This window comes from Psychrobacillus sp. FSL W7-1493, assembly GCF_038004905.1.
Lineage (GTDB): Bacteria > Bacillota > Bacilli > Bacillales_A > Planococcaceae > Psychrobacillus.
Map to the genome: position 1 here is coordinate 149,230 of NZ_JBBOSB010000002.1, position 25,002 is coordinate 174,231.

The 25,002-nt window shown below is 37.8% G+C and carries 27 protein-coding genes and 1 riboswitch; of the genes, 17 read left to right on the plus strand and 10 right to left on the minus strand.

All coding sequences use genetic code 11. The annotated features are described in order from the left end of the window. Positions 1-33: 33 nt before the first annotated feature. From MKX96_RS18235 to MKX96_RS18245, 3 genes are all read right to left on the minus strand, one after another. Positions 34-687: a lysoplasmalogenase gene (locus MKX96_RS18235; protein ID WP_340886411.1), complete on the minus strand. Its 654-nt coding sequence runs from the start codon at positions 685-687 to the stop codon at positions 34-36. 587 nt (positions 688-1,274) lie between these two features. After that, positions 1,275-1,679 (minus strand): RDD family protein, encoded by a 405-nt coding sequence (locus MKX96_RS18240; protein WP_169359247.1) that lies wholly within the window; start codon positions 1,677-1,679, stop codon positions 1,275-1,277. 26 nt (positions 1,680-1,705) lie between these two features. Further along, a complete protein-coding gene (locus tag MKX96_RS18245) occupies positions 1,706-3,403 on the minus strand; it encodes a M3 family oligoendopeptidase (protein WP_340886418.1) in 1,698 nt (565 codons plus the stop codon). Between the two features lie 147 nt (positions 3,404-3,550). Here MKX96_RS18245 and MKX96_RS18250 point away from each other — a divergent pair, with 147 nt between their 5' ends. Beyond that, complete coding sequence (locus tag MKX96_RS18250; RefSeq protein WP_340886420.1) at positions 3,551-4,306, plus strand: DUF2087 domain-containing protein; 756 nt, start codon at positions 3,551-3,553, stop codon at positions 4,304-4,306. Positions 4,307-4,421: 115 nt separating this feature from the next. Beyond that, entirely contained in the window at positions 4,422-4,823 is a 402-nt protein-coding gene (locus MKX96_RS18255) for a hypothetical protein (protein WP_340886422.1), read from the plus strand. Positions 4,824-4,910: 87 nt separating this feature from the next. On the opposite strand, the gene MKX96_RS18260 is transcribed toward MKX96_RS18255, so the two are convergent. Together MKX96_RS18260 and MKX96_RS18265 are read right to left on the minus strand one after the other, a co-directional pair. Next, complete coding sequence (locus MKX96_RS18260; protein WP_340886424.1) at positions 4,911-5,498, minus strand: YdcF family protein; 588 nt, start codon at positions 5,496-5,498, stop codon at positions 4,911-4,913. Positions 5,499-5,516: 18 nt separating this feature from the next. Beyond that, positions 5,517-6,158, minus strand: a complete 642-nt coding sequence (locus tag MKX96_RS18265) for a glycerol-3-phosphate acyltransferase (RefSeq protein ID WP_340886427.1) — start codon at positions 6,156-6,158, stop codon at positions 5,517-5,519. Between the two features lie 144 nt (positions 6,159-6,302). Then, positions 6,303-6,419, plus strand: a riboswitch (SAM riboswitch). Between the two features lie 121 nt (positions 6,420-6,540). Between MKX96_RS18265 and MKX96_RS18270 the strand changes: the two genes are divergently transcribed. Then, positions 6,541-7,833 (plus strand): O-acetylhomoserine aminocarboxypropyltransferase/cysteine synthase family protein, encoded by a 1,293-nt coding sequence (locus MKX96_RS18270; protein ID WP_251555225.1) that lies wholly within the window; start codon positions 6,541-6,543, stop codon positions 7,831-7,833. Between the two features lie 124 nt (positions 7,834-7,957). Next, on the plus strand, positions 7,958-8,944 hold the full coding sequence (locus MKX96_RS18275) for a homoserine dehydrogenase (protein WP_340886431.1): 987 nt from the start codon (positions 7,958-7,960) through the stop codon (positions 8,942-8,944). Positions 8,945-9,004: 60 nt separating this feature from the next. Here the strand turns inward: MKX96_RS18275 and MKX96_RS18280 are convergent, their stop codons facing one another. Further along, the gene (locus MKX96_RS18280) at positions 9,005-9,235 is read right to left on the minus strand and encodes an excisionase family DNA-binding protein (protein ID WP_169359239.1); all 231 of its coding nucleotides are present in this window, start codon (positions 9,233-9,235) and stop codon (positions 9,005-9,007) included. A 90-nt stretch (positions 9,236-9,325) separates the two neighbouring features. Here MKX96_RS18280 and MKX96_RS18285 point away from each other — a divergent pair, with 90 nt between their 5' ends. The 4 genes from MKX96_RS18285 (at position 9,326) to MKX96_RS18300 (ending at position 13,304) form a co-directional block, all read left to right on the plus strand. Further along, positions 9,326-10,192, plus strand: a complete 867-nt coding sequence (locus MKX96_RS18285) for a DMT family transporter (protein WP_340886434.1) — start codon at positions 9,326-9,328, stop codon at positions 10,190-10,192. Positions 10,193-10,867: 675 nt separating this feature from the next. Further along, complete coding sequence (locus MKX96_RS18290; RefSeq protein ID WP_340886436.1) at positions 10,868-11,317, plus strand: hypothetical protein; 450 nt, start codon at positions 10,868-10,870, stop codon at positions 11,315-11,317. Between the two features lie 111 nt (positions 11,318-11,428). Further along, a complete protein-coding gene (locus tag MKX96_RS18295; RefSeq protein ID WP_340886440.1) occupies positions 11,429-11,953 on the plus strand; it encodes a sigma-70 family RNA polymerase sigma factor in 525 nt (174 codons plus the stop codon). Then, entirely contained in the window at positions 11,946-13,304 is a 1,359-nt protein-coding gene (locus MKX96_RS18300) for a DUF4652 domain-containing protein (protein WP_340886443.1), read from the plus strand. Before MKX96_RS18295 ends, MKX96_RS18300 begins: the two co-directional genes overlap by 8 nt. Before the next feature lie 14 nt (positions 13,305-13,318). Here the strand turns inward: MKX96_RS18300 and MKX96_RS18305 are convergent, their stop codons facing one another. The 3 genes from MKX96_RS18305 to MKX96_RS18315 form a co-directional block, all read right to left on the minus strand. Then, positions 13,319-13,489, minus strand: coding sequence for a hypothetical protein (locus MKX96_RS18305; RefSeq protein WP_298469496.1), 171 nt, complete (start codon positions 13,487-13,489; stop codon positions 13,319-13,321). A 19-nt stretch (positions 13,490-13,508) separates the two neighbouring features. Further along, positions 13,509-13,865 carry a YybH family protein gene (locus tag MKX96_RS18310; protein WP_340886446.1) on the minus strand — a complete coding sequence of 119 codons (357 nt, stop codon included), beginning with the start codon at positions 13,863-13,865 and terminating at the stop codon, positions 13,509-13,511. 144 nt (positions 13,866-14,009) lie between these two features. Beyond that, the gene (locus MKX96_RS18315) at positions 14,010-14,666 is read right to left on the minus strand and encodes a LytTR family DNA-binding domain-containing protein (RefSeq protein ID WP_340886449.1); all 657 of its coding nucleotides are present in this window, start codon (positions 14,664-14,666) and stop codon (positions 14,010-14,012) included. Positions 14,667-14,865: 199 nt separating this feature from the next. On the opposite strand from MKX96_RS18315, the gene aceA reads away from it, so the two are divergent. From aceA to MKX96_RS18330, 3 genes are read left to right on the plus strand one after another with little or no spacing between them, the layout of a single operon-like run. After that, positions 14,866-16,149 (plus strand): isocitrate lyase, encoded by a 1,284-nt coding sequence (gene aceA, locus MKX96_RS18320; protein WP_340886450.1) that lies wholly within the window; start codon positions 14,866-14,868, stop codon positions 16,147-16,149. A gap of 27 nt (positions 16,150-16,176) precedes the next feature. Next, on the plus strand, positions 16,177-17,772 hold the full coding sequence (aceB, locus tag MKX96_RS18325) for a malate synthase A (protein ID WP_340886452.1): 1,596 nt from the start codon (positions 16,177-16,179) through the stop codon (positions 17,770-17,772). A gap of 12 nt (positions 17,773-17,784) precedes the next feature. Continuing rightward, a complete protein-coding gene (locus tag MKX96_RS18330) occupies positions 17,785-17,907 on the plus strand; it encodes a YhfH family protein (protein WP_205964027.1) in 123 nt (40 codons plus the stop codon). Between the two features lie 43 nt (positions 17,908-17,950). Here the strand turns inward: MKX96_RS18330 and MKX96_RS18335 are convergent, their stop codons facing one another. Then, the gene (locus MKX96_RS18335) at positions 17,951-18,829 is read right to left on the minus strand and encodes a BsuPI-related putative proteinase inhibitor (protein ID WP_340886456.1); all 879 of its coding nucleotides are present in this window, start codon (positions 18,827-18,829) and stop codon (positions 17,951-17,953) included. A 460-nt stretch (positions 18,830-19,289) separates the two neighbouring features. On the opposite strand from MKX96_RS18335, the gene MKX96_RS18340 reads away from it, so the two are divergent. From MKX96_RS18340 to MKX96_RS18365, 6 genes are all read left to right on the plus strand, one after another. Further along, positions 19,290-20,153 (plus strand): S16 family serine protease, encoded by an 864-nt coding sequence (locus MKX96_RS18340; protein ID WP_340886458.1) that lies wholly within the window; start codon positions 19,290-19,292, stop codon positions 20,151-20,153. A 136-nt stretch (positions 20,154-20,289) separates the two neighbouring features. Beyond that, a complete protein-coding gene (locus MKX96_RS18345) occupies positions 20,290-20,511 on the plus strand; it encodes a transcriptional regulator (protein ID WP_340886461.1) in 222 nt (73 codons plus the stop codon). Positions 20,512-20,594: 83 nt separating this feature from the next. After that, a complete protein-coding gene (locus MKX96_RS18350) occupies positions 20,595-20,888 on the plus strand; it encodes a YolD-like family protein (RefSeq protein ID WP_340886463.1) in 294 nt (97 codons plus the stop codon). A 13-nt stretch (positions 20,889-20,901) separates the two neighbouring features. Next, positions 20,902-21,081, plus strand: coding sequence for a hypothetical protein (locus MKX96_RS18355; protein ID WP_340886466.1), 180 nt, complete (start codon positions 20,902-20,904; stop codon positions 21,079-21,081). A gap of 639 nt (positions 21,082-21,720) precedes the next feature. Next, complete coding sequence (locus MKX96_RS18360) at positions 21,721-22,413, plus strand: response regulator transcription factor (RefSeq protein WP_340886468.1); 693 nt, start codon at positions 21,721-21,723, stop codon at positions 22,411-22,413. Between the two features lie 138 nt (positions 22,414-22,551). Further along, positions 22,552-24,756, plus strand: coding sequence for a sensor histidine kinase (locus MKX96_RS18365; protein ID WP_340886470.1), 2,205 nt, complete (start codon positions 22,552-22,554; stop codon positions 24,754-24,756). Positions 24,757-25,002: the final 246 nt, after the last annotated feature.

A 25,002-nucleotide genomic window follows, 5' to 3' on the forward strand; every position in this document is an offset into this window, starting at 1 on the left:
GATAAAATCTCCTCCAATATGCAAAGCATATATTTATTTTAACAGATTATTCCGTGTTGAGGAATAATGCGAAAATATACTGTATGAGAAGAGAAATTGTGCACCATAGTAGGAGAGCATTACAAGTGCATGTTCATAAGGGATAGCTACTATAAATTTATTAATTGCTAGAATTGAATCAGAGAATATAAATAGGATGGCACCCATTATGGCGAACCTATTACCTGTCTGTAATGCATGCCAGCCCATAGTTAAAATAACTCCTATATACAGAACAACAGCAACTACTAAAACAAATTCTCCTTCAGTCCATAAAGTGCCTGCAATCCAAATAATCATAATAAGTCCATAAAGAAGTAACAAAGCTGCTGCCCACTTAGGGATGGTTTTCTTCTTTATTCTCCTGAACGCAAAAATATAAATGATATGTCCTATTAAAAATGTGATAAGCCCGATTATAAACCAATAAATTAGTCCGTCTGCTAGCATACATATAAATAATCCTAAAATGATAAGTGTCTTGTAGCTCTTGGGTAAACCAGGTGGTTGAACACTTGCAAAAAGAATAATAAGCAACATAGGAATAAGTTTGAACATTATTTTAATACCAACCGGATCATGAGGTATCAAAAATATATAAATAATTCCCATAATCGCAATTGTAATTGCTAATATTTTACTCGACATAATAACACCCCTTTATACTTACATTCGTTATCTTCTATGAATTACCTGCTATTGTATGAGAGTATAGGCTAAAAAATGTTATTAAAAAGACTATGTTAAAGGTTAGGGTTGATTTATGATGCAAAATAATCTTAGATCAGAGAGTAGAATTGATTTTTCGCCCCAGCCGGATGCTTTCCTCGGGGTGAGCGATAAGCCATCACCCATCGCTTACGCGCGTGGTTGTGACGACTTATCTGTCTCACTCATCCCGTAGGAGTTGCCGTCTGGCGCTCCAATCAATAAACGGGAACAGCTTTAGCATCGATCGCTAAAGAATTTACTCGCTAAACAAAGCTGAAAAACTGTCACCAACCCCAATTTCATCATCTATTTATGTTCTTAATAGCCATTTGAAAGTTCCTTTGTTTATGTTTACAGTCACTATAAAAAAAATTGTTAGTCTAAATCAACCAATAACTTTAACAAAGCTTTAAAAAATAAGGCTAGATAAAAGAAGATGGTCGTGAAGGGAATCACGACCATCTTCTTTACTTTTCATTAGTATCAAAAATAAAGTGGGGATGATAGAAGGTTAAGTTAACTGCTCATGAATAAGGCGAATCATGAGTTACATAAGTACCAGCTATAAAATCATGAAGGGATCTCTTATCCTCGCGTAAACCGACCATAAAACAGCTCACAATTAGACCAATACCCAAAGTTATCCCATAGACAATTCCTGCTATTATAACTCTTTTTACCATCGTCCAAACGTCTACACTAGACCCGTCTACTTTAACGATTCGTACTCCTACAATTCGTTTGCCTATTGTGTATCCTGCCCATAAAATAGGCAAGATAAAAGTATAAAAGTTTTGTCCTATGGTCGTAAACCAAGTATCACTTTCTCCGAACAAAAGTAAGCTAATAATTGCCAATGGTATACCGATAATAATTCCATCTAATAGACCTGCCCCAACTCTTATCCAAAAACCTGCTGGGTTAATCATAACTTATAAACTCCTTATTTCTAAAATTAAAGTGAAGCATCATCTACGCTGTTTAAGTAATCCTCAATTGTACCAATGACAGACTCGACACAGCCTTCTTCAAAAGGAGAAATGAGATTAGCTTCTTTTACAAGCTTAGTGAAGGACATAGAGCCCCCTAGTTTACAAAGGTGTAAGTAATCCTTCCAAGCGGATTCACGATCTTCTCTTGAACGTTTCCAAAATTGGAATGCACAAATCTGTGCCAACGTATAATCGATGTAATAGAATGGACTTGCGTAAATATGTCCTTGGCGCTGCCAGAAGCCACCAGCCTCATAATAACTGTTCCCATCATAATCACGATGAGGGAGGTACGTTTGCTCAATTTTTCTCCATGCTGCCTTTCTTTCTGCTGGTGTCATTTCTGGATTTTCATATACGACGTGCTGGAATTCGTCTACGGCCACACCGTAAGGAAGGAACAAAAGGCCACTGCTTAGATGGGCAAATTTATATTTCTCTGTTTGCTCTTTGAAGAAAAGCTCCATCCATGGCCAAGTGAAAAACTCCATGCTCATCGAGTGGATCTCGCATGATTCAAACGTTGGCCAGATATATTCCGGTATCCCAATATTTCTACTTGTGTAAACCTGAAAAGCATGCCCGGCTTCATGTGTTAAGACATCAATATCTCCAGATGTTCCATTAAAATTAGAGAAAATATAAGGAGATTCATAGTCATCGATAAATGTACAATATCCTCCAGCTTCTTTCCCTTTTTTAGCTTCTAAATCCATTAGATCTCGGTCAATCATAAATTGGAAGAATTCAGCTGTCTCTGGAGAAAGCTCCTCATACATTTTCTTTCCGTTATCTATAATCCATTGTGGAGAGCCTTGTGGAGTTGCATTCCCAGTTAAAAAGTTAAGTGGTTCATCATAAAATTTAAGCTTCTCTACACCAATGCGTTTAGCCTGTCTTTCATGTAGCTTATTGGCAAGAGGGACTATATAATCACGAACCTGGTCACGGAATTTCTTTACCATCTCTGCATTATAGTCGATTCTGTTCATTCGAATATACCCAAGCTCTACAAAGTTTTTGTAGCCAAGAGTAGTTGCCATCTCATGACGTAGTTTGACAAGTTGGTCATAGATATCATCGAATTTGGCTTCGTTTTCTTCGAAAAATCCACCGGAAGCTTCTCTAGCTTTCTTTCTTATTTCACGGTCTGTCGACTCTGTGAACTTTCCAAGCTGTGCTAGAGTATATTTTTCTCCCTCGAACTCAACTTCTGCAGATGCAACAAGTTTAGAGTAGTCAGAAGTTAGTTTGTTTTCCTTTTGCATTAAGCCTATAAGTTCGGAAGAGAATCCTTTAATTTGAAAGTCTGCCAAATCAAATAATTGGCTGCCCCATTTTTGTTCTAGCTCATTACGGTATGGGGAAGCTACAAGAACCTTGTAGTATTCTGTGACAAGCTCATCTACCTCGGGACTAATTTCATCTAAAAAATCGCGTTCCTTTTGATAAAATTCATTGTTTGTATCGATAGAAGCTCGGATATAAACAAGGTTTGCTTGGGTAGAGAAGTCGTTGCGAATCGAGTTAATCTCTTCAATTATTGCATTTTGCTCCTCTACAGAAGAAGCCTCCTTCATTTTATCCAATAAACTATGAAATGCTGTCTTCATTTCTTGTAAATCTGGTCTTTTATATTCGTACTCTTTAAATGTAACCACTGTATTTCCCCCTAATTTTTGTAATCCTCACCTTTCAATTGTTTATTATTTTCAGAAAAATTGCAACAGTATTATTTTATTTGATTACTTATAGACAATAATATAAAATGTTTATAAATAAATAAACAAAATTAAGGAGTGTTTGTTATGAATGCGGTTGAGAAATTTATAGAAGCTTCTATGGAAGATATGAAAAGAGGATATGTGGAGGAACTAGAATGCTATCAATGTTTATTGTGTGGGGAAAAAGTAGAAAAAGGTTTGATTTATCCTGAAAATCACGTACTTTATGAGTCGGAGAAATTTATGAAGCTTCATATAGAGCAACAACATATCTCTGTGTTTGACTATTTAATTGGCTTAAACAAAAAGCTAACAGGCTTGACGGATCACCAAAATAGCTTGCTAAAACTGTTTTATGAAGGGAGAAGTGACTTAGAAGTTCAAAAGGAGTTAGAGATAGGGAGCGCCTCAACTATTCGAAATCACCGTTTTGTTTTGAAGGAGAAGGAACGCCAAGCAAAGATATTTTTGACGATGATGGAGCTGTTGAAGGAAAAGGACAGTCATGCCCCTAATTTCCTTCCAATTCATAAAAACGCTACGATGGTAGACGATCGCTACAATATAACAGCCGAAGAGCAGGCAGAAGTAGAGAAAAAGTTCTTCCCTGGTGGATTAAATGGGCGGATGATTAAATTTCCGAAAAAGGAAAAGCAAAAGCTAGCAACACTACGAGTAATTATTAAGCATTTTGAGAAGGAAAAACAGTATAGCGAAAAAGAAATAAATGAAATTCTAAAAAGCATATACGATGACTATGTGACCCTTAGACGCTATTTAGTTGAGTACGGGTTTTTAGATAGAAAAGATGATGGTAGTGTTTATTGGGTAAAGGGGTGAGGAAGAAGTGAATTGAATCCAATTATAATTAGAGAAGAATACAGACCATATATAAAAGTATTGAGAGGTAACTTATTCCACCCTTGTCCGTCTAACAATGTAAGGAGGGGATAACGTGAGACTACCAGCATTATTTTTGGGTTTGATCATTTTCATTTTATTAACTGCTGTTGGATGTTCTAATTCATTAAATACAGAAAAAATAGAAGTTCATGAAACTAAAAATCCTGACGCTGAAGAGGTTTTAACATTAGACCCTGAAGCCGATATATTTCAGCTAGATGGTGTGATTTATAAGACCGGAATTGATTGGGTTGAGGAACTTACTTTAACAAAAGGCGAGCAAGTAGGGGAAATAAAAACAAGAAATGATTCAGACACAGACTTTGAAGACGAAATGTCGAATAAGCTCCCTGTTGGTGCAAAGATCTTTTCAACTATAGAAAAAGAAGGTCCTATTTTACTCGTAGAGTTAGAAGGTAAACTTCTGAAATACTATGCACTGGTAGAGGGTTAATAAATTTCCTATATTTCGCAAATGAGCGAGCCGAGGAAGGGAGGAAGGGCAGCGTAGCTACTCTTCTTTTTAATCCTTCCCTTTGTTTTATTCTCCAGAGACAAAGGTTTTGAGCAAGGCTGCTCTTTCACGCAAACGCAGTTTTGCCTCTGAAATTTGTGGTGTCCTAGCAGCTACCACATCAGCATTCCATCCTATTCCTTCGGCTATAATTTTTGCGCGCTGTAAATGGAAATCACTCGTAATAATGGTGACAGAGGTAACGCTGTCAGGGAGAAGCTGTTGGGAGTATAAAAGGTTTTCATACGTAGAGGTAGATTGATCTTCTACTATGATTCGACTCTCCTTAATTCCATTCTCTACAAGATAGTTCTTCATCACTATAGCTTCCTCTATATCCTCATCTTGTCCCTGTCCTCCAGTAACAACAAGTTTTACAGCTGGATACTTTTCAGCATATTCTAGTGCTGCTTCCAAACGATAAAGAAGTGCTAGAGAAGGTATATGTCCTTTTTTTACCTTTGCCCCTAACACAATGGCATACTCATTGGAACCGTCTGCCTTAGGCTTCAACCCGTCCTCGAGCCATTTGCTTGTAAGCATCCACATACCTAATCCGCTCGATGCGATTATTATTAATGGAATGACCACAATCCACCTCTTTTTTTTGCTCATTTAACTCACTCTTTTCCTTTAAAGCGAAGGCTTCTTTTTCTTTATAACGGAGGAGATTTTTGTCTCTTCCTTTCGTAATAATCGTTGGACATTTTCTATGTGTAAGAAGGAAGCCATTAAAAATAGGAAGCCAGCTATTAAAATTGGCCCTGCTCCATCTGCTGTCCAGACAGAGGCTCCTAAAAATATGAGATAAAAAAATAAAACTCCTATCAACAAATAATCCGTTAAAAGTGTAACGCAGATTAATATAAGCAATCCTGCCAGTCCGACCGGCCAGTGTAATGCAAGTAAAACCCCGATGATGGAAGCAGTGCCTTTCCCACCTTTAAATTTTGTGAAAACTGGAAAGTTGTGTCCTAAAATAACCGCGGCACCAGCTAGATAAAGAAGTAGATCCAGCTCTGATGAACTAAACAAGCTCCACTGCTCAGAAAGTACACGTACGCCAATAATCATAATGGCACCCTTTAATATATCTATGACTCCCACTAAAACACCATACTTCCAACCAAGTACGATAGTAGCATTGGATGCTCCGGAATTATTTAGGCCTTCTTTTTTTATATTAACTCCACTCATCCATTGAGCGAGTTTAGATCCATGTAGCGAACCAATAATGTAGCCTGTTAGGAGAATGCTAACAATCCAAACAACCATTCTATGACACCCCTTATAAAATTATTCTATCTATTATATTAAACGATTAAAAAAAGAAGAAGTTTCAGAATTTTTATAAAATTACTTGACATCTAAATATATGGAGACTTATACTGTGTAACAAGATGGAATACTAATCAAATACTCTTATCAAGAGTGACTGAGGGAATAGGCCCTAAGAAGTCCGGCAACCACCAAGTTCTATAACTTGGAAAGGTGCTAAATCCTACAAATTCTTTAATAGAATTTGGAAGATAAGAGGAGGAACATGTCATCAATTTGACCCCTCTTCTTAATTGGAGAGGGGTTTTTATAGTTGTCAGTTCTATAATCCTCTCTGGCCTCCAGCATCCATCTAATCTACTAAATCGGAGGAATTCAAATGACTAATCTTCAAAAAGAAACACTTCTATTACACGGTGGACAAACGCCTGATCCAGTGACAGGATCTAGAGCAGTACCGATTTACAAAACAACCTCATATGTATTTCAAAACACAGAGCATGCACAAAATCTATTTGCCTTGAAAGAGACTGGTAATATCTATTCCAGAATCACAAACCCAACCGTAGATGTTTTTGAACAAAGAATTGCATTACTGGAAGGAGGAACAGCAGCAGTAGCACTTTCCTCAGGAGCAGCAGCCATTGCATTTTCTATTTTGAACATTGCTGGAGCTGGAGATGAAATTATAGCTGCTGAAAACTTATACGGAGGAACTTTTAATCTATTTGCACATACACTCCCACGTTATGGGATTACAGTAAAATTCGTAGATTCCTCTGATCCAGAAAATTTCCGTAAAGCTGTTACAGAGAAAACGAAAGGGTTCTTTGCAGAAATCATTGGAAATCCAAGCTTAAATGTTCTAGACGTAGAAGCTGTTTCAAAAATTTCCAATGAAGTAGGAGTTCCATTATTAGTAGATAACACATTTGCTACACCTTTTGGTTCAAATCCTATAGAGTATGGAGCTAACATTGTTATACATTCTGCAACGAAGTGGATTGGAGGACATGGGACAACAATTGGTGGTGTAGTAGTAGATGGAGGGAATTTCAATTGGAACTCCGATAAATTTCCGGGATTTACAGAGCCTGATGTTACTTATCATGGGCTACGTTATGGAATCGACGTACCAAATGTAGCATTTGCAATTAAGCTAAGAGTTCAGTTGCTTCGGGATTTTGGTCCTACTCTTAGCCCAGAGGCAGCATTTTCCTTTCTTCAAGGACTAGAAACACTTCACTTAAGAGTGCCAAAACATAACGAAAATGCACAGAAGATTGCAGAGTACTTAAATGCAAATGAGGAAGTGTCATGGGTTAACTACTTAGGGCTTGAAAACCATCCAACGCACGAGCTGGCTAAAAAGTATTTAAAAAATGGCTTCGGTTCTATTCTGACATTTGGAGTGAAGGGAGGCAGAGAAGCAGGTAGACAAATTATTGATAATATTGAAATTTGGTCTCATGTTGCTAATGTAGGAGACGCAAAATCCTTAATTATCCACCCAGCTTCTACTACTCACCAACAGCTTACTCCCGAGGATTTAGTAAAATCAGGTGTTACAGAGGATCTAATCCGCTTGTCTGTTGGCTTGGAGGCAGTTGAAGACTTACAAAATGCACTCGAAAAAGTACTTTTGAGAAAAACAAATGTCCTCTCTAGGTAGAATTATATTGTATAATGAATAAAAATAGTCTACAATATGTAAAATAGTCAATAAATTTATTGAAATATTACACAAGTGCGATTATTTATATTCAATTGTACAGATTCATTTTGGAGGAGACAGCATGGCAAAAATAAAAGCAGCGATTTTAGGGTTTGGAACAGTCGGCCAAGGGATTTATCACATCGTAAATGAAAAAAGAGAAGACTTAAAAAAGTCATTAGGGTTGGATATTGAGATTTGTGCAATCCTGATAAATAATTTAGCAAAAGAAAGACCTGAAACTCCAGGAGTTTTGGTAACAGACGACTTTGAGGATATTGAGAATATTCCTGGACTCCAGGTAGTTTTTGAGGCAATTGTCAACGAAGAGCCCGCATATAGCTATTTATGCAGAGCGATTGACAAAGGTTGTCACGTGATTACTGCAAATAAAGTCATGTTCTCTAAATATAGTATTCCCTTACAGGAGCGCGCAAAATCACGAGGTGTATTTGTAGGCTATGAGGCTACTACAGCTGGTGGGGTGCCAATTATCAAGACTCTAAAAAACCTGCTTCAAGTAAACTCTGTGAAGAAAATTCAAGGAATATTGAATGGAACATCCAACTATATTTTGACGCAAATGCGTATAGAGGATTCGCCATTTGAGGATGCCTTAAAAGAAGCACAGCTGCTTGGATATGCAGAGGCTGATCCTTACAACGATATATCTGGTCAGGATGCATTTCGCAAGCTAATGATCTTAAGCGCATTGGCATTTGGAAAACAGCCAGATTGGGACGATGTACGTGTAGTAGGAATCGATGAAATTACATTAGAGGATGTACGTGAAGCTAAGGACAAAGGTCTTCGTTATCGTCATGTAGCAGAAATTGAACAGGATGAAAATGGAGAGTTATATGCATCAGTAGGACCTCAGCTGGTAGGAGCAGATCATCCGTTGTATGCAATCGAAGGAGTAAATAATGCTGTTTCTCTTGATACTAACTATATTGGGACACTTACACTAGTAGGTCCTGGAGCGGGGATGTATCCTACTGCTAGTGTGATGGTTGAGGACTACGCAGAGATTATCGGTAAGAGAGCAGGCTTTTTTATTACAATATAAAATCAAAAAGGACAATTTCCCTTCGGAAAAAGTCCTTTTTGTTTGATATGCTTAAATTGGCTAGTCCTCGTCCTTCACATCAATGTCCTCTGGAATTGGAGTATTGCGCCACTCATCAATTTGGCGTTTTAATTCTTCCACTTGCTCTAAATGGGTTTCGAACTGTGCACTATTGACAACATATTGCTCTCCGTCAAAGACAGCACGTATTTTTTTATCGGCGATATACCTTTTGACTTGTTCAAGTGGCATCGACAAGAAGTCAGCTGTTTCTTCTACTGTCATGTACATGGTACGAATCCCTCCTACGTCTTTATTAGTATAATGGAGACAAGGAGGTAACTCAATGTCCTCACATAGAAAATAGTTGTAGTAGAAAGGATGAAAAGAGTGGCTGTTATACCATACATATTCGTATTACTGGGAGCGATGCTTTGGGGAACGACAGGAACGGCTCAAACATTTTTACCAGATAATGCCCATCCCTTTATTATTAGCGCTGGACGATCTGCAACCGGAGGCATTCCACTATTAATCGTGATGATTTTACTAAAAAAGTTAAAGCTTCGCACTTGGCCTTGGAAACAGACAATATATGCCGCTATTTGCATATCCTTGTTTCAGCTTTTGTTTTTTTCATCCGTACGATTAACCGGTGTTGCCATTGCGAGTGTAGTTGCTATCGGAAGTGCGCCTGTTTTCTCTGGCATGGTTGAATGGATTTTCTTGAAAATGAGACCCACAAAAGTGTGGGGGCTCTCTACTGGACTAGCAATTGTTGGCTGTCTGTTTTTATTTTTGACGAAGGGTGAAGTAACAATTGATCCGGTAGGTATTTTATATTCACTAGTTGCCGGGCTTATATTTGCTTTTTATACGCTTACGAGCAAGTCACTTTTACAAAAAGAAGAAGCCATCCCTGTAGTGGCAGTGACGTTCTCACTAAGTGCGTTGCTGTTAACGCCATTTCTCTTTATATATGACATAAGCTGGCTAGCTGATCCAGGTAACGTGGGAATCATCGTCTATCTAGGCTTGGCTACAACGAGTGTGGCGTATGTTTTGTATGGGTGGGGTCTTCGGAAGATACCAGCATCCTCTGCATTGACACTATCGCTAGCAGAGCCAACCACAGCTGCACTGCTTGGTGTAGTCGTAGTGGGAGAAATTTTAGGGTTTACATCGTGGATAGGAATTGGTTTGTTGCTTGGAAGTATCGTCATTTTAACTTTGGGTAGTAGACGCTAGCCTGTCCCTGTGTCACACACAATTTCCACACAATTCATGACTGGAAGCAGCAATCTGAAATAAAGTCTCATTGATTGCGACAATCCTACGCTCGTTTACTACAATGAAGCTCTACTTTACGACAATCAACCGGTATTTTACTACAATCCCTAACCAAATTGGTTTCCTGAACAAAGATTACGACAATCCCTAACCAAATTGGTTTCCTGAACAAAGATTGCGACAATCCTACGCTCGTTTACTACAATGGAGCTTTGCTTTACGACAATCAACCGGTATTTTACTACAATCCCTAACCAAATTGGTTTCCTGAACAAAGATTACGACAATCCTGCGCTCGTTTACTACAATGGAGCTATATTTTACGACAATCAGCCGGTATTTTACTACAATCCCTAACCAAATTGGTTTCCTGAACAAAGATTACGACAATCCTGTGCTCGTTTACTACAATGGAGCTCTACTTTACGACAATCAACCGGTATTTTACTACAATCCAGCAGTAGAGCATCCTTTCGAAATCAATTAGGGACTGCATTTTTGTGTGGAAGATAATTTGTACATTCTAACCTTGGGACTTCAAAATGTATGGGGAAAAGGTAAAAGAGGACGGCTTGTTGAAGAATAAGTAAGAATGGAAATCTTTTAATAGAAATCTGTAAGTGAGGTGAAAAGATGAAGGAAATAATTGTGTCTATTATTTATTTTATAGCGTCCATTGCTTTCTTTCTTCACTTCTTTTATGATTCCAGCAAATATTTAAGGATTGATCCAACTCTACACTTTTTATCGATTTACATTCCGTTAATTTTATTATCGTATGTTCAAATTTATATTATTTGGATGGATGAAAGAGAAAAATTCTTTAAAACGACAGGATTGTGCTTATTAGGTATTGTTTGTATTACTTTGATGTATGAAATAGTTAAGCCTAATTATACGTATGAAGAAGCAAAGCAAATAGTAGCGAAGGAGTATGACGTAGAGGTCCAAGAGAGTTTTCTAACTACTATACCTCAAGCGGAGACAGGTAAAGAGAATTATCGTATGAATGTTATTCAGGATTCCAATGAAATTGTTGTAATCTTTAACCCATATACAAGGAAAATACTGTTTTTAAATTAACAAGCTGTTTCGAGCAAGAGTCGAAGCAGCTTTTATTAATATGTACGTTTTCAAAACGTGCTGTATAGGTGCCTCGTCTATTATTAAAAGGGATAGGAAGGGGGATAGAATTTGGACAGTTATTTAGAAGAACAGAGGTTTCAGCAGGTAATGCAGGAGCATATGGATTATCTGCTTAAGCTTGCTTACTTATATGTAAAGGAGTGGCCTGCAGCAGAAGATATTGTTCAAGAGGTTTTTTTGACCTTCTATCAGAAATTCGAGCAGTTTGAAGAACGAGCATCTTTGAAGACATACCTTGCACGAATAACCATTAACAGATGTAAGGATTATTTGAAGAGCTGGCGATATCGAACTCATACATTAACTAATTCATTTAAATCACCAACTAAAAGGTCTCGAAATGTCATGATAGAAAGTGATGAAAAATTAGAACTGGCAGAAGCAGTGCTAGAGCTCCCATTGAAATATCGTGAAGTGATCATACACTATTATTTTGAAGAGTTATCAGTCCTGGAGGTTTCTCAGCTGTTAATCATTTCAGATAGTACCGTAAAGACAAGGCTCAGAAAAGCTAGGTCACTATTGAAGGAAAAACTAAAGGATGGGGAATGGGAGGTGCTTGTAAATGAATGATATTAAACAACAGCTGCTGTTGAAAATAGGGAACACCTCCGAACGTGGTGATAGAGTGAAGGAGCAGATTCAAAAGAAAAAAGGGAACCACATAAAAAGAAAGTCGGAGCGTTTGGCTAGCTATACAGCTATAGCAGCTTTTACAGGTTTGATAGCTGTTGCTTGCTTCCTACTAGTCCCAAACCTTCTCCAAGAAAAGCCGTTCCAACCTGCAGAGGAACCGCCAACCACTGTGGTCCCTCCCTTGGAAGAACCAAATCATGAAGAAGATCTTACATTGCTATTAAAAGAATATTTTCCGTCCAATAGCAAGTCTACTTTTGATGGTGGTTATGAGGATAGCGGTTCTACTATTGAAACAACTTGGCTCAACGTAGATTATGTTCAGCAAATAGTGAGTAATACAGGGGCAGCGTTCGAAAACATTTATCGAATTAAGGACAATAAGGTAGAGCTCGTTTACAGAGAAATGCTAGAGGGCGTCTCGCCAACGAATATGACATTCAAAGAGTTAGAGTCCTTGCCTACCATAGAGCTGATACTAGAAGCTCCATTTGAAGTGGGAGATCCATATGGGTATGGAGGTACCCTTGGTGAAGGGGTTATTGTTTCCTTAGAGGAAGAGATTACAACTCCTTTAGGTACCTTGAACAACGTGATGGTTGTAGAGACAAGTGCGGATGCGTATCGAGCTAGAAGCTACTATGCTCCTGGATATGGATATATAAAAGGGGTATCTGAATACTGGGATGAAGAAAAAGGCGATTATATTATTGGGGTAACAGAGGAAATAAAAGAATATACGTATGCAACAGAGTCAAAAGATGATAGAAATAAAGCAACTCCCGATACATTTGAGAAAACTAAAGAATTTAATTACAAACCAACTTTCCACTCTCCATGGATTCCTTCACCCAACGGTACATATCGTGCCACAATAGAAGGACGTGGAGAACATGCTGGAGAAGAGGGCATCGGTACTTTAGTTATCGAAAACATGAATGCAAAGGATTCATTTATCTTTAAATTACTGGAGGAAGAACCTTACAGGCAATACACACCGAAAGAAGTGGCTTGGATTGATGAAAGTCGACTATTTGTTATAATCGGCTACGCGTACGGGATGATAACTGCTGGTGGCAAGCTGTATGTGTTAGACATAGAGAGGAATGAAATGAAGCCAATTATTACAGATTTAACTAACAAAGAAGAAGTTATGTCTATAAAGGTGAACAACGATGATACTTTCACATATCAATTACATGTATATGATACAGATGCAATGGAAGGCTCAGAAAGCCATGTGGAAGAAAATACACTACCATTACCAAAGCCTGGAGAGAGGGAGTAATTACCCTCTCTTTTTTATTCTGCCTTGTTAGAATGGGGGAGGTTATCGAGCTTTCTAGAAATCTCTCTTAATAATTCATTACGCTCTTTATTCGAAAGTACTAATGTAATGATAAACCAAATAACAAAACACCAGAATGCAAAGAAAAGAATTAAAGGGATAATTGCAATAAACGTGTTCATCAATCAAATTTCTCCTTTCTTATTATAATTGGTTACTTAAATGCTCATGAATGAGTTTCCAATCTCCTTCATTCTTTACGAATACATTTGTAGCTCTGCCTTCACCATTAACATACTCACCATTTACGTACCCTTCATAAAAATAGGTATAGATACATGTCGCTGAGTCTTCACCTTGATGGAGCCAATGGACATTCCGAGCCTCATAGTTTTCATCTTTTACAACCGTCCAAGCGTTTTCAAAGTAATTCTGTATCTCTTGATGAGTAGTACAGGTTTGATCGGAGAAAAAGTAAACGGCATTGTTGTGCAATACTTTACGGACCTGTTCAAAGTCATGCGTGTTCGTGGCTGCTATATACGTATTTAGAATTTCCATGATTATCCTCCGACAGTTTACTTATTTTTATAATAAAGAAGTTGTTTGTAGAAAACAAATGGTATTTGGCAACCTAAAAAGAGCTTCCCTAAAATGGTAGCTCTTTTATTTATGTCTATTGATAGAGGCTTATGACCTCTTCTTTTAAAATCCTAGAACAGCCCTCACCTCAGCCATATAAGATTGGCTAATCGGCAATTCTGTATCATCGGTTAATACAACTAATAAATTGGAGGAAAAGTCTCGAATGATTCGATCAATAAATGAGATATTAACGATATAAGAACGATGTATTCTTATGAAATTATCAGGCAATTTTCTTTGAAGATCCTTTAAAGGGAGAGTCGTTTTGTAAGCGTCACCCTCTGCATAAAACCAAATCTTTTTTTGCAAGCTTTCCAGGTATTCTATTTTTTCAATAGGTACAGGCTTCCACTCTTCTTCTTTTTTTCCTGTAAGAAATCGAACCAGGGATTGCTTTGGAACAGCATGCTTTGGTGGGAGGATAACAACTAATACAGCATTTTCGCCATTAATTTCGATAGGATAGCCTACTCCGTAGTAAGGGATTTGAAACAAATTATCGTCTAATACAGCTTCTGTTCGACAGCCATTTTTAAAAACTAAATCAGCAATACTTCCTGGCTGAACCTTCTGTCCTTCCTGCAATTGTAGGTCATGCTCACCTGCATAATAATAGATGTACTGGTCTTTAACGGCAATTGCAATGGAAGCCTCTTTAGGAATCCATTCTTCTAATAGATTGCTATACCTCTTTAATTGGTCTTTCGTTATTTCCATTCATACACCTCCAAGTTCTTTTTTTACCATTCGTCTGCCTTATTTCTTGTTCGTCCTTGAAAAAAAGTATCTTATCCAAAAACCGATACAGAATAAACCATTCTGTTATATATTAGATTACAAGAAAAGGCACTGTTATGATACAGTAAAAAAGACATATTTTTAATTATCAAAAAATTGTGGAGAGGTGTGTTGAATAATGACAAACAGACAACAGCAAGTAGAAGAGCTTAGAAAGCAATGGGAAGAGGATAACCGTTGGAAGGGAATAGAACGTCCTTATACTCCTGAAGAGGTTATTAAGTTACGTGGATCACTACAAATCGAGCATACATTAGCGCGCAAGGGAGCAGAACGTCTATGGAATTCCCTTCATAAAGAAGATTTTATAAATGCCTTAGGAGCTCTAACTGGAAACCAGGCAGTACAGCAGGTAAAAGCAGGACTACAAGCGATTTACTTGAGTGGCTGGCAGGTAGCAGCTGATGCAAACCTTTCCGGTCAAATGTACCCAGACCAAAGTCTTTACCCGGCAAACAGCGTTCCAGCAGTAGTGAAGCGTATTAACCAAGCACTTCAGCGTGCAGACCAAATTGACCAAGCTGAAGGTCGTGAGGATGAGTTTGACTGGTTCGCACCGATTGTGGCAGACGCTGAAGCAGGTTTTGGTGGCCCACTGAACGTATTTGAGTTAATTAAAGGAATGATTGAAGCAGGAGCAGCTGGCGTTCACTTAGAAGACCAGCTAGCATCAGAAAAGAAGTGCGGTCATCTTGGAGGTAAAGTACTTCTTCCAACACAAAATGCTATCCGTAACCTAGTGGCAGCTCGTTTAGCAGCTGACGTATCTGGCGTCCCTACCGTTTTAATCGCACGTACGGATGCAGACGCTGCAGACATGGTGACAAGTGATATTGATCCACGTGACCATGAATTTATTACGGGAGAAAGAACTCCAGAAGGCTTCTATCGTACGAAGGCTGGTATAGAACAAGCAATCGCTCGTGGATTGGCTTATGCTCCATATGCAGATCTAGTATGGTGCGAAACCTCCCACCCGAGCCTAGAGGAAGCAAAGCAATTTGCGGATGCAATTCATGCTCAATATCCAGATAAAATGCTTGCATACAACTGTTCTCCATCATTTAACTGGAAGGCAAACTTAGATGAAGAGACGATTGCTAAGTATCAAGTAGAGCTAGGTAAGATGGGCTACAAGTTCCAATTCGTTACACTTGCTGGATTCCATTCATTGAACCACAGCATGTTTGAGCTTGCTCATGAGTACAAAACGAAAGGGATGGCTGCATACTCCAAATTGCAACAGGCAGAGTTTGCGAACGAATCAAAGGGGTATACTGCTACCAAACATCAGCGTGAGGTTGGTACTGGATACTTTGATGAGGTTTCTCAAGTCGTTTCCGGTGGTACTTCCTCTACGACTGCCATGAAAGGTTCAACTGAAACAGCACAATTTGCTTGATCATTGAAGAAATGGGAGGGTAAAGGAATGGAACAAATAACTGAAAAAAAGATTGAAATTGTTGGTAATGATGTGGAAGGAATACATGAGATTCTAACACCAGAAGCATTGGAATTCGTCGCTTCTCTTCATCAAACATTTGATGATCGACGAAAGGATTTGCTCATTGCTCGGAGAGATCGCCAGGAAAGACTAGATAATGGAGAAAAATTAGATTTTCTTACAGAAACAAAGCATATTCGAGAAGGGGACTGGACAATAGCTCCACTCCCTAAGGATTTACAGGATAGAAGGGTAGAGATTACTGGACCAGTCAATCGAAAGATGGTTATTAATGCCCTAAATTCTGGAGCAAAAGCATTCATGGCCTGCTTTGAGGATGCAACATCTCCTACATGGGAGAATATGATTGAAGGCCAGATTAATATGAGAGACGCAGTAAGAAAGACAATTTCTTATACGCAACCTGAGACTGGAAAAAGTTATCACTTAAAGGATGAAACAGCAGTGTTATTAGTTCGTCCTCGTGGCCTCCATCTGATGGAGAAGAATATTCATATAGATGGTAAGCCGATTTCTGGTAGCTTCTTTGACTTTGGATTATATTTTTTCCACAACGCGAAAGAGGCAATCGAACGTGGAACAGGACCATATTTTTATCTGCCAAAGCTAGAAAGTCATCTAGAGGCAAGACTGTGGAATGATATCTTTATCTTTGCGCAGGAGAAGCTAGGTATTCCACAAGGAACTATAAAAGCAACGGTATTGATAGAAACAATTATGGCTGCCTTTGAAATGGATGAGATTTTATACGAATTAAAAGATCATTCTGCAGGCTTAAATTGTGGACGCTGGGATTATATTTTTAGCTATATCAAACGTCTTCGCAACCAACCAGAGGTCATTTTACCTGACCGCGGCCAGGTGACCATGACGTCACCATTTATGAGAGCGTATACACAGCTTTGTATTCAAACCTGTCATAAACGTAATGCTTCAGCTATCGGGGGAATGGCAGCTCAAATTCCTATTAAGAATGATGAGGAAGCAAACGAGGCGGCATTTGCAAAGGTTCGAGAAGACAAAAGAAGAGAGGCTTCGGATGGACACGATGGAACTTGGGTAGCACACCCTGGACTTGTACCAGTTGCTTGGGAGCAATTCGACGAGTATATGCCAACGCCTAACCAAATCCACCGTAAACGAGAGGATGTTCAGGTAACTGCAGACAACCTTCTCGAAGTCCCAGCTGGAACAATCACCGAAGAAGGACTCCGTCTAAACTGTAGCGTTGGAGTTCAATACATTGCTTCATGGCTACGAGGCAACGGGGCTGCACCTATTAACAACCTGATGGAGGATGCAGCGACTGCAGAAATTTCTCGTACACAGGTATGGCAATGGGTTCGACATCCAGAAGGAAAGCTAGAGGACGGGCGAAAAATTACAATGCCACTTGTAGAGCAGGTATTAACAGAGGAGCTAGGGAAGTTAAAAGCTGACTTCGGTAATGACATCTATTTGAACGGTAGATATATGGAAGCAGCAGAGCTATTTTTGACATTAGTGAAAGAGGATAACTTCATTGAATTTTTAACTATTCCAGGCTATGCAAAATTATAGGAGGTGATTGGAATGAATAAGCCAACGAGTGAAAAAAATCCAAAGATTTGTCGCGAATGTGGATGCGTCATCCAAGAGCAAGTCGAATCTCCATTATTTGAATGTGAACGCTGTCTGAATGATAGAAGTGAATAAACTAGAAAAAGAGCTTGGAGGTGATCCAAGCTCTTTTGTTTTATTAATTTGGTTTTGTATATTGCTCATCGCGTGTGAAGGTGGATACAGCTCCCATATGTGACAGTTCAACAGGTGTACCATCTTCTTTAACAAAATCAATTTCTTCTAATTTAGGGTAGTTTTCAAAGTAAGAATGGAGGACTTTGCCTAAAAATAGGTATTCTCCAGCAGTTCCTTGAACATTTTCAGTAGCCTTATCCATTACTAAAACTAGTTTTTTCTCGTCATTCTCAAAACGATATTCTAGTAATCCTACATTTGTTGTGTCAATTTCTTCAAATATTTGCTTCACTTTATCTCCAGATGGATCAATTTCCACCTCGTAAGGCTCTACAAATTCTGCATTAGCATCTTCTTTGTATAAAGTAATTTTACCATTTTCACCAGCAGGAGGAGCATTTTCTTCTGCTTGTTCAGTTCCAGCCCATTCGTAATTTGTTTCCACTTTTTGTTCGCTCAGTTCAGATGCCAAAGACCAAACAACTAGCTTATACTTTCCAGCAGGTACATCTGCAAGCTCGTTTTCTAAATCTAGGTTAACGGAAATCTCTTCGTTAGGCTGTATTTTCTTTTCTTGAATTGCTTGTGTAAAATTTTTATTGGCAGAATACGTATAAATAACATTTTTATCCTGGTCTAGTAGTTGGTACTCCACTTCTTGACCACTTGGAAAGGTTAATGTCATTTCTTCCTTGGTAGGGTTTTTGATAAGGAGATTTGCTTCTCCAGTAGCATCCACCTTTAATTGAGTAGTAATTTTCGCCTCTGTTTCTTGCTCTCCACTGCCTGTTGTAGGGTCATCGTTATTATTACTAGTACCGCAGCCTGCAAGGAATAAGATCGTAAAAATAGTTAACATACTCCAAAGCATTTTTTTCATCTTGTTCACTCCTTTAGAATATTAGACCGTTTTTGTTCCAGAAAGTTTCAGATATACGAAAAAGTGATAGTTAAGTTGCCTTAATAGGATTATAATGGAATTTAAATGTGTTATAAATACTTTAGTTCTTACTGTATCCTGGACTTGTTGTTTAAAGTCTTTGAAAGTAAGTATTTACCTCTAATAATTAAATAAATGATTTCTACTCGGACGGATTTTCGTGGGTTGCCCAATATGATATTTTCCGTCTTACAAATCAAATATAGATTCTAAATTTATCTGTGGAACGCTATTACGTAATTGAGCCCCTTATATGGCATTTGATGAAAAAGAATATCATTACTTACATAATCATATGCATAACTTAACAAAGGATCTTTCCCTTTACTAGTATAGACTTTTAAGAAGGAGCTGGACCACTATATCGAAAAATTATACTCGATCACTAAATGTTATCCCCGTGATTATTACTATCGTATTTTATCTTCTAGTACTAGGTTTATTCCTTCGAGACGCTATAGATGGTATCTCGTATTTAGTTTTACTGCTCCTTAGTTTATTTATGCTAATTATCTCCATCTTCATATTTCGAAGAAAACAGAAGACCAAAAAACAACTTACTATTGCTCTAGCTATCCTATTGCTTCTATTTTGTTATGAGCTTCCGCTTCTAGGGTTCGTTACAAAAACATACGTAGCAAACTTATATGTAGAACCAAGACAGACAGTAGAAGGTTCAGGAATCTTTATAGTTTCTGTTTCTTACAAGCCTCTAGATAACATGAAAAGCCAACAGGAGGTCCGGAAGTATTTAAGAAATCACCCTGATCTAGAGGTTATAAACGTTGCTAAAATAACGAATGAAATTCTTTACGAAAATAAGAACAGGACAATATTTGAGTGGCTACAACTTAAAAAAACGCCGAAGGAAGAGATGAGAGAGAACTTAAAACTGTACTTTGGTAAAGAAGAAGCAAGGCTTACAGAATATTTCAAGCATGATAAAGCGATAGGAGACAGTGCAGGGCTAAGCTTGCTGTTAACTGAGCTCATTATAAAAGGTGAACTACAAAATGATTTACGTTTGGCTATTACAGGTGCCATTGATGCAGAGGGAAATGTTTTAGCTATTGGAGGCTTGAGAGAAAAGCTGCAAAATGTTAACAAATATGGTTTTCCTTTTATTATTATACCGAGCGAAAACGCAAAAGAAGCAGAGACCCTTCAAAGAGAGTTAAAGTTAAATATTGAAGTTTTTGATGTCGAGCATGTTGAGGAAGCAATTGAAGTAATTAATGATTTGAACGAAAAATATAAAAAGTAGATTGATAGGAACTTTAAATTATTTAGGAACGCCCATAGTGGCGTTTTTTTCTTTACAAAATTTCATTTCCCTAAAATTTCAAGTTGTAAAAACAAACAAATGTTCGTATACTAAAAAGTAATAGGAGGGAACGAATGTGCGCATAATAATTTTGAAGTCAATGAAAGCCAATCAGTTATCTGAAATGATTTACATGAAACACAATGGTGAAATCAGTAAGAGACGAGTTAAGGTGCTAAGTGTCTCTAAGGAATCCTTTCAGGCTTATTGCTTTTTAAGAGGTACGAAAAGGATCTTTAAAATAGAAAATGTGCTAGCATTTGTTCCCATTCTTCAAAAGGAACGTGAGGTTATATGAATATTTATGATAAGTTTTTTGAAGGGATTAAAAAATCTAAATATCCTTTAGATCCTCGCCGAAATATTAAATGGGGGACATCTATGATGCTTCCAGAACATGTCTCACTACTTCGTGAGTATTATGAAGAGGTAAAGAAAGAGCCTAAGCCAGTATTGACAGAATACGATTATGTCATGATATCAGAGACGCTTGAGTTAGCCTATACGTCTAAAGGTGATACGAAGATCAAACGCTGGAAAAATGGTCACTATATTTATAACAGGGGTACTATTGAAGAAATAGATGCAAAGCATAGGACAATTCATCTTCACGATCCATTTTATTTAATACCTATTAAGCTAGAAGAAATTGTAGATATAACAATTATGGACTAAGGAGTGACTAATCATGAGCAAAACGAAGGAACAATTAGAGCTAGATCAATTAGTAAATGAATTATTTGAAAATTATTCTGGTGAAGTAGTGAATTCTTATATAGAGCGGATTAGCGATATAAGTTACCAGGACATTGACCTAGAGCTTTGCACTAGTATAGAAGAAACGTGTAATGAATCCACCAACCTGTAAAAAGGTAGGTGGATTTTTTTAATAGTGAGTGCAAAAGAAAATACTCTATTCTATTTTGAATGTACTTTATTATGCCGATAATTTAGTTAAGCTTACAAAACCTTAGAGTGCAACAATATATAAATAAACCAAGCTTTGTTAAAGTTATTGGTTGATTTTGACAAACAATTCTTTTTTATAGTGACTGTAAACATTAAAAAAGGAACTTTCAAATGGCTATTAAGAACATAAATAGATGATGAAATTGGGATTGGGTACAGTTTTTCGGCTTTGTTTATGCGAGTAAATTTATAAGCAATTTATCGATGCATTAAAGCTGTTCCCATTTATTGATTGGAGCGCCAGACGGCTACTCCTACGGGATGAGTGAGACAGATAAGACATACATCCACGCGCGTAAGCGATGGGTGATGGCTTATCGCTCACCCCGAAGAAAGCTTCCGGCTGGTGCGGTGATCAATTCTACTCTCTGACTTAAAGATTTCTTTTTCTATGCATCATAAATCAACCCTACTCTTTAACATAGCCATAAACAAAATAATTTCTTAAGATTTTCTTCAGAATTATACTGCTGGAATGTTAAGAAATGAAGGTTACAATAAGAATCATAAGAAAGCAAACGTGAGGAGGTAGCAAGAGATGCCTGAGTTTACTGTACTAGTGACGGATGATGATCAAGACATTCGAGATGGAATAGAGATCTATTTAAAAAATGAAGGCTACCGTGTGTTGAAGGCAGGAAATGGGATAGAGGCACTGGAGTTGCTAGAGGAAAACGAGGTTCATGTCATTGTATTAGATATCATGATGCCTCAAATGGATGGAATTTCTGCTACTTTTAAAATTCGAGAGCAAAGAAATATACCAATTATTATGTTAAGTGCTAAAGCAGAGGATTCAGATAAAATTCACGGTTTGTCTGTAGGTGCAGATGATTATGTAACGAAGCCATTTCATCCTATGGAACTTGTAGCCAGAGTTAAGTCACAGCTCAGAAGATACACAAAGCTAGGGACGTATCTGGGCAGGCAAGCGGTGATAGAAGTGGATGGTCTTATTTTAAATCAGGAGGCAAAGGAGCTTTCTGTAGAAGGAGAAGCGGTAAAGCTAACCCCAATTGAATATAAAATAACAGAACTGTTAATGACCAATGCAGGAAGAGTTTTTTCTATTCACGATATTTATGAACGAGTATGGAATGAACCAGCATACAACGCGGAGAATATTGTGGCTGTTCATATTCGTAAAATACGAGAAAAAATTGAGGCAGATCCTAAAAATCCAAGATACTTAAAGGTGGTGTGGGGAGTTGGCTATAAAATCGACAAGTAAATGGAGTTTTCTTTTTTCTATAGGCGCTATTCTTTGCGGAGCAATTTGTTTATTTTATTGTACATCTCAGCTCATTCCCATCATGGAGATTAGCAGAACCTTTACAGACATTGTTGAATTAATGAAAGGAGGAGCAAGATGAAGCGCCCTCTAGGAAAAGTAATTTTATTGAGTGTGTTGGTAGTGATAGCCGTTGGTGCGTTCATTACTCTTACAAATTTAGGTAGAGAGTATATAGGGAAAAACTATTTCGATAGTTCTAGCTTTCAACAAGAATTAGATGAGTTTGAATCTGCGCTTGTTCCGTTAGCGTTGGCTGTCCCAGATATAGAAGCAGTAAAGAAAAATATAGTAGTTACCTCTAGTGAAATTGAAGAGCATCGTAATCGTTATGGAAATTTGGAGGATCAAATATATTCTATTGAGCGTAACTATGAGGATAGAATAAATTCTGCAACCATGGAGGAGACATCTAGCGAGGGTGATGCAGCACAGGAGAAGGATGTAGAAAACACGGTTAGAGCGAGCCTCATAGCAGAACGAGACGCTAAGATAGCGGATATTAAGAAGAATTTTGAAAGCGATGAACACGTAGAAGATAAAATCCGAAAAGAAAAAGAAGAAGAAGTGGATGCTTATTTCCAAAGCGTAGCTAAAGCAAAAAACCATTTATTAAATGAGAAAGATGATTTTAACTACGAGTTAAAAAATGTAGAAACCGGAGAGGTATTCACAAACGGAACAATCGGAAAGAAAATGGCGTTTAAGAAAGTATACTCCAGTGATAATGGCTATTTAAAGGAGCCTAACACGTATTCGCCAGCAATTAATGAAGATTATTACGACGGCGCTTATAGGGATCTAAGTGACACTCTTGGAAGTCGATATACTCGCTTTGAAGGTACCATTGCCATCTCAGAAGCAAGTATGCTTAGTGGAAATAGATCGTATGAGTACAATTACTTTAAAACACGACAGCTAATTTTTTATAGTGTCATTGTAGTAGGGATTCTTTCAGCAGTATTGTTTGTATTTCAATGGAGAAAGAATCGTAAATCTTTCATTTTTGAAAAAGGAAGAGCAAAATATGAAAGCTTGCCAATTGATGTTCAGATAGTATTAACTTTTGTTAGTGGATTCCTAGCAATTTTATTTGCTGAGGAAGCTATACTGTCAGTTTTCCATTATGGAGGATATGATATACCAATCGGTGGATTTATTATTGCGGTTATCTTAACAGCAGCAACTCTCTATCAAATTCCGTGGCTAAAAGAATCGTTAAGTACAGCTGACTGGAAAAACAGTCTTACAGTTCATGGGATTAAATCGTTAGAAGGGTTTTTCCTAAATCGATCCATTGGAGTACAAACAATTATTATGCTAATTGTAGTATTTTTCTGGGGGGTAGGTACGGTCTTAATCGCAAATGTTCCGGAACTAATCATATTATGGATTCCTTGTACTTTATTTATAGGTATCCCTGTTCTATTTATTTTATTATCTAGAATGGCTTATTTGAATCGTATTATTGGGAAAACCGAAGAGATGGTCAAGGGCAATGATGGTTCTGAAATTAAGGTGAAGGGAAGATCACCGATTGCTAAGCTTGCATCGAATGTAAATGACTTAAGGGGACGCGTACAAACTTCACAAATAGAGCAAGTGAAAAGTGAACGCCTAAAAACGGAGCTAATTACTAATGTAAGCCATGATTTAAGAACGCCATTGACCTCTATTATTACGTACACGGATCTTTTGAAAAATCCCGATATTACGGAGGAAGAGCGAGCTTCGTATATAGCGATTTTAGATAAGAAATCATTACGGCTAAAAACATTGATTGAGGATTTATTTGAGGTATCTAAAATGGCCTCAGGAAATATGGAGTTAGACAAACGTAAGGTCGATTTAACTCAGCTTTTGCAGCAGGCAGTTGCTGAACATCAAGAGGATATCGATAAGTCTGGACTTGACTACCGAGTGACTATCGGCACAAAACCAATTATGTCCTATGTAGATGGTCAGAAGTGGTGGAGAGTACTAGATAACCTAATTATAAATACATTGAAGTATTCTCTGCTTAATACAAGAGTATATATAAACTTAGACCAATCAGATGGCCACGCAGTATTTGTGTTTAAAAATATCGCGAAATATGAGCTGGGCGATGATGTGGCAGAGCTTACGGAGAGATTTAAGCGTGCAGACACATCCCGTCACACAGAAGGCTCTGGACTAGGCCTTGCCATTGCTCAATCTATTGTAGACTTACATGGAGGAAGCCTGGTAACCGAAGTAGACGGAGATCTGTTTAAAGTAACTGTGAAAATACCAGTTATTTAATAAGAAAATCGAAAACCCTTCCCTTTTGGAAGGGTTTTTTGTTGTGAAGGGATTGGGTCTTAGTTAGGAGCATACTCTGTTGCGTGTTTTTAGTAAACGAGCGGCTGATTGTTGTAATCGATAGTCGGGAAGAGAGTTTGGCCATTGATTGTAGTAAAAAACTAGGTGATTGTCGTAAAGTAGAGCTCGATTGTAGTAAACGAGCGTCTGATTGTTGTAATCGATGGTCGGGAAGAGAGTTTGGTC